The sequence below is a fragment of the Acidiphilium sp. 20-67-58 genome (assembly GCF_002255515.1).
Taxonomy (GTDB): Bacteria; Pseudomonadota; Alphaproteobacteria; order Acetobacterales; family Acetobacteraceae; genus Acidiphilium.
Genome location: NZ_NCAS01000068.1, coordinates 1 through 6,074, shown reverse-complemented (window position 1 = coordinate 6,074; position 6,074 = coordinate 1). Strand labels below are relative to the sequence as shown.

Below are 6,074 nucleotides of genomic sequence, written 5' to 3'. Positions count from 1 at the left end.
GCTAGGATCCTAGGATCGACATCGGGCCTGCTACCGAACGAGTCGAGGCGCGCTTCGATCGCCGCCAGACGAGCGTCTACCGGAGCTAGCCTCGTTTCCATCCGAGCACGGATCCGGCGCCAGACCGGGCGTGCGAAAGGCGCAACAATACCTCTTATTAGGTTCGGCATCTTGAATCGAATTCCCCCTGTCCCGCACTTGAACACCACGACTAACGATTTTGAGTATATTTTGTCATTTTAGTGAAAAATGACGCAAGTGTCTCTCATGATCTCACCGCGAAACGCCACAACTTCCCCAGATTACGAAAATCTCTGTTTTCTTCAATTCACTTGCCCACATTCACGATGATCCGGCAATCCTGTGCCTTGTGAACTCCCTTGAATGCGGTTACTAAGCCAATGCACTCAAGGATCTTCCCTGCGGTCTGTGCCCATGTTTGCCATGGCATGCCGGCTGTCTCCGGGACGTTGCCCTCGGTATATCTCGACAACCATTCACGAATTGCCGTTGCCAAGTCAGCCGCATCGAGCCCTGTGAAATACGTCGCATAAGCCTTTATTGCGATCAGTGTAGAGATATCCAGGTTATGCGACTTCGTCGGGTGCATCGAGATGATCGTCATCCCGCAGGCTGCCAGGTGTTCCAAGACGGCTCAACAAGGCTTTGGCACGGGCGGGGGTCGTGCGGGACCCCCGGGCAGCGAAGTACCGCTCGGCCTCCGACTGTGCCCCAACGCGAGCGGCAACGGCCGTAGCGACGAATAAATTCATACTGATGCCCGACATTGACGCCTGCCGCATTGCGGCATCCTTCATGTCTTCCGGCAACCGAAGTTGGATTTTTACATTGCTCATGCTCTCATACTCCTGATTAGGGGACCTGGCCGCTGTGCACGGAAACCAAAGCGCGCGCCGGTATCCCGCATGTCTTTCAAATTGAACGTCGCGAGCGCGTCCGCGTGTCCATTGATCGCCGTCTCGATGACCAATTCATCGTCAGCATGGGCGCCGGTCGGGCGCCAATTATAGTCAAAAGCAACCGGAACGCAGATGCCTGCCAGGGCGTCCAGAATTTCCGTAACGTCCGCGTCCGTCGCTTTCGCCCTGGCTAAATGCTGTGGCCGACGGAGGACAGATTCATACTCCACCAGCAATGGCGTCGAAAGCAAAAGCGCGAATTTCTCATCGAGCGCATCAAGCACAAGCTGTCGTGATGCACCTTCCGGTGAAATAAAACCCGAAATCAGAACATCCGTGTCTATAACCACCCTTAACATAGTGGCGCTATATACGATGTCACTAACTTACGCAAGTAGTGACGTCGCATGTGGCGGCACCACATATCGGATTGCGGGTTTTATTCGATTTCCACCGATTTATGTCCAGGCCGATCGAGCAACCGGCGCCGTGGCTGTTATAGAAACAGCAAGCCCTACCAGAAACGCAGAGAGTTCCGGTTCTCACCTTCTACCTGGCCGCCCGCCCTGCCGCTTCGGTACCAAGGCAGCTGCGACCTGGTTCAACCATTCGATGGCGCCGGGGGTGGCGCGCCAGGCTTCTCCGTTGTCCTTGACATATTCGCCGGCCTCATCCTCTCCCCCCAGCGTGATATAGCCGTCCTGTGAGGCGACCACCGGACGTCGTCCAGACAGGAACTCCGGCACATAGCTGTTTTCCGACCAGGCTGCTTCCACCAGCCTGTCCGCCTCCGGACTGTTCTCCCGAAAGGCCAGCAGCGCCCGCGTATAAAGCCACATCGCGGTGCCGTCGTCTTCGAACTGGCCGAGCAGTTGTTTCAGGGCATCCGTAAGCCCGAGCGCCAGAAGATAGCCGGCCAGCAGATAGCGGATGCCTTGGTTATCGTTCGGGTTGAGCTCCAGCATCGCCTGGCAATGCCCTATCGCCTCCTGATGCTGGCCCAGCGCCCAGAGCGCGACCGCAAGACCTTGCCGCGCCCGCATATACGGCCGGGTCTCAAGAAACCCCCAGAAATGCCCCGCATACTCCCGGAACCCTTGGGGCCCGATGGCTTTTTCGCCCGCCTCGACTCCCAGCCGATAATAGGCCAATGCCGGCTCAACCGAGCGGGCGTCTTCTTCTGCCAGAAGCACGTAGGCGTCCGCACAGTGGGGGCATATCGTCAGTGCCTGCTTCGCCAGCCTGATCCGCGCCCGCCGGTCCGTCGCTTCCCAGGCTCGATACATGACGTTCTGGGCGGCCGAGATCGGATCGTCGCCTGTCGCCTGCTCAAACAGCCCCGCCATCATCCCTTCCACGCCGCGCCGGTCTGGCAGCGAGGGCATGGCCCTGTTCTGATCCCCGCCGCGGGATTTCCGGAGCGGTTTTTTCCGTGGCTTTTTCGATACAGGCATGCGGCTCTCCTTTCCGCCCCAGACTGCCACCACCGTCTCGGTGTGGCGACTCTTTCGGTCCGGTCAATCGTCCTCGACTTCCGTGCGGTTCACCCCTGTCTGCCCGATCCGCCGCGGGCAAAGTTGCCTGACACTCACGCTCCCGGCTGGCCGGTGATTTGGCATAGCTGAGGCTTGTGGGTGGCGGCGACCTGTGTCTGGCACTGACTGACGGCTTTGGCGCTGGCCTTGTTGCCGGTGATCAAGCGTCTGTCTGCGGCGAGAGTGTCCCACGCCTCGGGGTTCGCCACCTTCATCAGCGCCGCCCCGGCATCCCAGCGATCCGGCTGGTCCATGACGATGGAGGTGACGGTGCCGTCCCAGCCGAACGGCAGGTAGCTGGCCAGGAACGGTGACCCGGCAAGGCCGAGCGCCAGAAACTGTATGCGGCGGTGCGAAACCAGGCCACGGAGCGGCGGCAATAATGCTGCTGCGTGGCGGCGCAAAAACCAGCCACTTGTAGGGTTGCCTCTTTCCAGATGGAGGGGCGACGGGGGGTGTTCATGGTGGAGGTTTACGCGGCGGTTCGGCAATTTGTGTTTGTCGAGGGACGGAGCCGGCGGGAGGCTGCACGGGTATTCGGTCTGAACCGGGAGACGATTACGAAAATTTGCCGGTTTTCGGTGCCGCCTGGATATCGGCGTGAGCAGCCGCCGGCGAAGCCGAAGCTTGGTCCGCTGGTTCCGGTGATCGATGCGATTCTGGTGTCGGACAAGGATGCGCCGGTGAAGCAGCGGCACACGGCGCAGCGGATCTTCGAGCGCCTACGCGACGAACATGGCTATACCGGCGGCTACACGGTGGTGAAGGACTATGTTCGGCCGGCGCGGCTGCGGCTGCGCGAGGCATTCGTGCCGCTGTCGCATCCGCCTGGGCATGCGCAGGTGGATTTTGGCCAGTGCATTGGCTTCATCGGCGGTGTGCGGACGGTGATGCATGTGTTTTGCATGGACCTGCCGCATTCGGACGCGCCCTTCGTGAAAGCATATCCGGCGGAGACGACGGAGGCATTTCTGGATGGCCATGTGTCGGCCTTTGCTTTCTTTGGCGGGGTGCCGCTGTCGATCCTCTATGACAACACCAAGCTGGCGGTGGCGCGGATCCTTGGCGATGGGCGACGCACACGGACGCGCGCCTTCACCGAGCTGATCAGCCACTACCTGTTCAAGGACCGGTTCGGTCGCCCCGGCAAAGGCAACGACAAGGGGAAAGTCGAGGGGCTGGTGAAGTACACGCAGCGGAGCTTCATGACGCCGCTGCCGCATGCGGCGAGCTTTGAGGCGCTGAACGCGGCGCTGGAGGCGCGCTGCCTGGCCCGGCAGGATGAGCATGCCGGCCGCCATGAGGAGACGATCGGCGAGCGGCTGCTGCGCGATCTGGCGGCATTGAAGGTGTTGCCGGCGGGAAGGTTCGAGCCCTGCGAGAAGAAGCCGGCGCGGGCCTCGTCGACGGCGCTGGTGCGCTACCGGATGAATGATTACTCGGTGCCGACGGCGTATGCCTTCCGGGATGTGCTGGTCAAAGGGTTTGTCGATCGGGTGCTGATCATAGCCGGCGCCGAGATCATCGCTCGCCATGAGCGGGTCTATGGCCGCGGCGCGTTCATCTTCGATCCGCTGCATTATCTGGCACTGATCGAACAGAAGCCTGGGGCACTGGATCAGGCGGCGCCGTTGCAGAACTGGGCTCTTCCTGAAGGGTTCCAGCGGATCCGGCGGCTCCTGGAGGCGCGGATGGGGAACCGCGGCAAGCGCGAGTTCATCCAGATCCTGCGGCTGATGGAGGTGTTTCCGGAGACGATAGTCTCGGCTGCGGTGATCGAGGCGATGCGGCTCGGTGCTATCGGCTTCGACGCCGTCAAGCAGTTGGTTCTGGCGCGGGTCGAGCAGCGGCCGGCGCGGCTGGATCTTGCGCGCTATCCCTATCTGCCGGCAGCGCATGTGCGGATGACCGCAGCCGCGGATTACAGCGTGCTGCTGAGCCGAGGCGCGGCATGAGCGGCGCGATCGAGGCACCACAGGTCCTGCTGGCACATCATCTAAAGGCGCTGAAGCTGCCGACCTTCCTGCGCGAATATGCCAAGGTTGCCGCCGAGTGCGCAAAGGAGCGTGCCGATCATCCGAAATTTCTGCTGCGACTGGCGGAGCTGGAACTGCTCGATCGCGAGCGCCGTCTGGTAGAGCGGCGGATCCACGCCGCGCACTTCCCAGCGGTCAAAAGCCTCGATAGCTTTGACTTCACCGCAATCCCGTCGCTGAACAAGATGCTGGTGCTGGATCTGGCGCGCTGCGAATACATCAACGCCCACGACAACATTATCGCTCTGGGGAATTCCGGCACTGGCAAGACGGGGTCACCGGACGATTTGTTCAAAACTGCACGCTAAGCCGCCAAAGTGGGGTCACCGGACGATTTGTTCAAAACTGCACGCTAAGCCGCCAAAGTGCGGGAATGTGAAGGAACATCTTGCGGCGGCTGGCTCTCTGTCTTTCGTGAGTAAAATCGATTGACCCAGGGCGTTACCTGAATCTGCACGCCGAGCCTGATGGCCGACGCGGCTTCAGCAGGCGCAGGACAGCGCCCGCTTAGCGCTGCCGTAGAGGCCCCAGACCATCAGTGCGATCGCGATCCCGTAGATCGCGCCCTCATGGGTCGCGATGAAGCCCTGGATCGGGAATCCAAACTGCCCGGCCGCCGGCAGGACGGACGCGATCGCCGCGATGCCGAGCGGCAAGATCGGCGTGCAGCAGAGCAGCGCGGGCAAGGTTGCAAGTATTGCCCCCAGTACGCTGCCGGCCGGGCGCACCCGCCCTCCGTGGCGTAGGCCATAGACGCCGAGCGCCACCGTCAGCGCGAGGAGGGCGGCCATGATGACCGCAAGGACGAACTCGTTTGGTGTAAGAAAGTCCAGCGAAACGAGCCCCACGGCGCCGCCTGTGCTCGTCGCGGGCAGGAGCATCGCATAGAAGCCAAGAGCCGCGAGAAACAACGCCGTTGTCCCGAGCACGGCCCGGCGGGAGCCGAGCGCCATCTGCAAGGCGCGCGGCACCATCTCCGCGCGCTGATAGAGGGCGCAGATCATGATCCTGTCTTTGGCTTGATGAAGCCGTCGATCTTGCCGAAAGTGGCGGAGGGTGTCGAGGAAACCACCGCGATATGCCCGTCCGACGCGATCACCTGATAGACATCGACAAATTTGTGAGGGTTGTAGAGGTTGAACAACGCCTTCGTGTCGTCTCCGATCACAAAATGCGGATCATTCAGGAGCTTCGGCGCGGCCTGCTCGACAAATTGGTGCATGCTGGGACCAGGATAACCGCCATTCTGGTAGTCGCGCAGCACGAGGATCGTGATGTCCGACTTGTCGATCTCCGCCTGATGCTGTGCGAAGGTCTTGAGCCCGGCCTTGCAGCTCGGACACCAGGTGGTGACCTGCCAGACCACGAGCGGATGGCCCAGATAGGTTTTCAGCTCGACGTTCTTTCCGTCAACGGTGAATGGCGCATTGGTTGCTACCATGTTTTGTGGTGCCGGCGCGTTGGTTGGTCCCATCTTGCCTGAGGGCGCGGCCATCGCGGTCGCCGAGGCGAGACCGAGAAAGACCACGCTGGCAAGCAAAGCCGTTCCATGTGAGGCGTTGGGTCTTGTCATTGGTGTTTTC

The 6,074-nt window shown here is 61.2% G+C and carries 8 protein-coding genes; 2 read left to right on the top strand and 6 right to left on the bottom strand.

Annotated elements, in window-relative coordinates; genetic code table 11:
* Window positions 1-328 precede the first annotated feature (328 nt).
* The 4 genes from B7Z76_RS15495 to B7Z76_RS15475 all read right to left on the bottom strand — a co-directional run bounded on the left by B7Z76_RS15495 (window position 329) and on the right by B7Z76_RS15475 (window position 2,835).
* Window positions 329-625, bottom strand: a complete 297-nt coding sequence (locus tag B7Z76_RS15495; protein WP_291345087.1) for a hypothetical protein — start codon at window positions 623-625, stop codon at window positions 329-331.
* Window positions 626-853: 228 nt separating this feature from the next.
* Window positions 854-1,279 carry a putative toxin-antitoxin system toxin component, PIN family gene (locus B7Z76_RS15485; RefSeq protein ID WP_291345083.1) on the bottom strand — a complete coding sequence of 142 codons (426 nt, stop codon included), beginning with the start codon at window positions 1,277-1,279 and terminating at the stop codon, window positions 854-856.
* A 183-nt stretch (window positions 1,280-1,462) separates the two neighbouring features.
* Window positions 1,463-2,374, bottom strand: a complete 912-nt coding sequence (locus tag B7Z76_RS15480; protein ID WP_291345081.1) for a lipopolysaccharide assembly protein LapB — start codon at window positions 2,372-2,374, stop codon at window positions 1,463-1,465.
* A 134-nt stretch (window positions 2,375-2,508) separates the two neighbouring features.
* Entirely contained in the window at window positions 2,509-2,835 is a 327-nt protein-coding gene (locus B7Z76_RS15475) for a DUF6118 family protein (RefSeq protein WP_291345079.1), read from the bottom strand.
* A gap of 75 nt (window positions 2,836-2,910) precedes the next feature.
* On the opposite strand from B7Z76_RS15475, the gene istA reads away from it, so the two are divergent.
* Complete coding sequence (gene istA, locus B7Z76_RS15470) at window positions 2,911-4,410, top strand: IS21 family transposase (RefSeq protein ID WP_291345089.1); 1,500 nt, start codon at window positions 2,911-2,913, stop codon at window positions 4,408-4,410.
* Window positions 4,407-4,799 (top strand): ATP-binding protein, encoded by a 393-nt coding sequence (locus B7Z76_RS15465; RefSeq protein ID WP_291345077.1) that lies wholly within the window; start codon window positions 4,407-4,409, stop codon window positions 4,797-4,799. The genes istA and B7Z76_RS15465 overlap by 4 nt, the downstream gene beginning before the upstream one ends.
* 174 nt (window positions 4,800-4,973) lie before the next feature.
* Here the strand turns inward: B7Z76_RS15465 and B7Z76_RS15460 are convergent, their stop codons facing one another.
* Both B7Z76_RS15460 and B7Z76_RS15455 read right to left on the bottom strand, forming a co-directional pair.
* Window positions 4,974-5,495 carry a hypothetical protein gene (locus tag B7Z76_RS15460; protein ID WP_288037208.1) on the bottom strand — a complete coding sequence of 174 codons (522 nt, stop codon included), beginning with the start codon at window positions 5,493-5,495 and terminating at the stop codon, window positions 4,974-4,976.
* The gene (locus B7Z76_RS15455; RefSeq protein ID WP_288037209.1) at window positions 5,492-6,064 is read right to left on the bottom strand and encodes a peroxiredoxin; all 573 of its coding nucleotides are present in this window, start codon (window positions 6,062-6,064) and stop codon (window positions 5,492-5,494) included. The genes B7Z76_RS15460 and B7Z76_RS15455 overlap by 4 nt, the downstream gene beginning before the upstream one ends.
* Between the last annotated feature and the right edge of the window lie 10 nt (window positions 6,065-6,074).

What these genes read in the sequence shown, in the direction of transcription:
- B7Z76_RS15495 (WP_291345087.1), bottom strand. Translation starts at nt 625, where the DNA reads ATGACGATCATCTCGATGCACCCGACGAAGTCGCATAACCTGGATATC.
- B7Z76_RS15485 (WP_291345083.1), bottom strand. Translation starts at nt 1,279, where the DNA reads ATGTTAAGGGTGGTTATAGACACGGATGTTCTGATTTCGGGTTTTATT.
- B7Z76_RS15480 (WP_291345081.1), bottom strand. Translation starts at nt 2,374, where the DNA reads ATGCCTGTATCGAAAAAGCCACGGAAAAAACCGCTCCGGAAATCCCGC.
- B7Z76_RS15465 (WP_291345077.1), top strand. Translation starts at nt 4,407, where the DNA reads ATGAGCGGCGCGATCGAGGCACCACAGGTCCTGCTGGCACATCATCTA.
- B7Z76_RS15460 (WP_288037208.1), bottom strand. Translation starts at nt 5,495, where the DNA reads ATGATCTGCGCCCTCTATCAGCGCGCGGAGATGGTGCCGCGCGCCTTG.
- B7Z76_RS15455 (WP_288037209.1), bottom strand. Translation starts at nt 6,064, where the DNA reads ATGACAAGACCCAACGCCTCACATGGAACGGCTTTGCTTGCCAGCGTG.